The organism is Bradyrhizobium sp. Unk1, assembly GCF_059512345.1.
The window spans coordinates 1-1,842 of record NZ_JCAMOP010000158.1; the positions used below are offsets into that span (position 1 = coordinate 1).

General features: G+C 59.9%; 1 pseudogene. It reads right to left on the reverse strand.

The annotated features are described in order from the left end of the window. Positions 1 to 408: 408 nt before the first annotated feature. Positions 409 to 1,474, reverse strand: a pseudogene (locus tag AC5ZFO_RS47840) (IS110 family RNA-guided transposase). Positions 1,475 to 1,842 lie beyond the last annotated feature (368 nt).

Consider the following 1,842-nt stretch of genomic DNA (forward strand, 5'->3'; position numbering starts at 1 on the left):
CCGGCGCAGACCGATTACGGGCGGCATTCCTAATCGGGCGTTCAAAGTCAACTCATTCCTACGCTTTTCTTCGACTCTTCCAACTTCGACCATTACCGACTCCTTGCACCAACAACGCACACTTCACCGCGGCCACGTACGCGACGTGCATTCACCAGGCGGGGTCCATGCGTTCCTTCGCGTTCAGCACTTCAGCCGTCGCATGCTCTTCATCAGGTTCGTAAACAGGGCTGTCCAAGCAGTCTGGCGATCTCATCACGAAGATGGCAGCAGGCGAGAGATAGCGGACATTCCCCGTTTCGCGGCCCCGCCACGAGACGCTCACCGCGCGCGCGGATCTCTAATGGTTGCTCCTTCTCGACATGCCGGCTGTAACACCAGCACTAATCTTTTGCGTCCCCGCAGCAATTACTGCGCAGGCTTCAAACGCAATCTCCGTGTGACCTTGGCGCCAAACCCAAGGTGGAAGTCGGTTTGATTGACCCACATCCTGTGCAGGATGCTCGCAAGCATGCGTGCGACCGCGACGATCGCGCACAGCATGCTCGACCGTTTGGCGATCCGCAGGCCCCACGCCCGCAAAGCCGACCACTTCCTGACCCGCAGCAGCAGGCTTGCTGCTGCCTCGCAGAGCGCCTTGCGAACCTTGACGTCGCCCTGTTTGGTAATTCGACCCTCGTAGTCGATTGATGTTCCCGACTGGTGTCGCCTTGGCGTAAGGCCAAAATGCGCGCCAACTGTCCGAGATCGCGCGAAACGAAGAGGGGTCATCAACACCGACCTTGAACGAAAGGGCGGCAACGGGACCGACGCCAGGTACGGTCATCAACCGACGACAAATCGCATCATGCTGGACGACCTGCAGGAGCACCTTATGCAATCGTTCGTAGCCCTCGAAGATCGCTCGGCGCACGTCCAACATGGCCTCAATCATCATGGAAAATACCGGATCGCTGTGCTCGATGAGCTCGCGGACCCGCGCTTCGTATCCCCCGCGGCCGACCGCGCCAACCATCAGACCGTACGCCCTCAGCGTGCCACGAATGTGGTTTTCAAGGTCGATCAGCTTGCGCTTGAGGAGCTTCCTGTTGGCCAGTAGCGAGCGCATTTTCTGCATCTCGATGTTCTTGACGTGGACGGCTCGGTACCAGCCCAGCCGCATCATCTGCGCGATGCCGCGCGCGTCATTCCGGTCGGTCTTGTTACGCATTGTCGACAGCGAAACGCGCATGTGGCGCGCCTCCACGACAATGATTGGAAGCCCGGCTGGCTGTAGTTCACGATACAGCCAGATACCGAGCGATGACGCCTCGACCCCCACCCTATCGAGGCGATCCGCGTAGCCCTCCAACGCGGAGCGGATCGCCTCTGGCTCGGTATTGACCTTCACTTCGCGGACCGTGAGACCCTCGCTATCGACGATGCAAACGCTGGTTTCTTCAAGGCCGACGTCCAATCCAACGTACAGTTTCATCGGAGCTCTCCCTTGTGGCAACGACCTTGCAAGTCGTTGCACCAGACCCCGGATCCGGCCACGACTGTGTTATCGCCGTGCACCGGTATCTCGAAGCCAGATTTGAAGAGCCCTCTTAATCGGTCGTTGCTTGTGCTTGATCTCACCCATTCTCGCTTCCTTTCTCTGTTGCGACAAGGCCCACTGCGCCACGCCTGGACACGATGCGCCACCACAGCCGCGAGGCCCGGTGCGCCGTGCACTCTTCCGCGCTCATCGACGGCGTAACGTCGCTGCAGCAGGGCAGCGGGAATGCCGTCGCGGCGCAATTTTCCATCGGCATGACGGAGCCACATCACAGGCAGTCCGGCGTGGTCCAGCTTGCACGT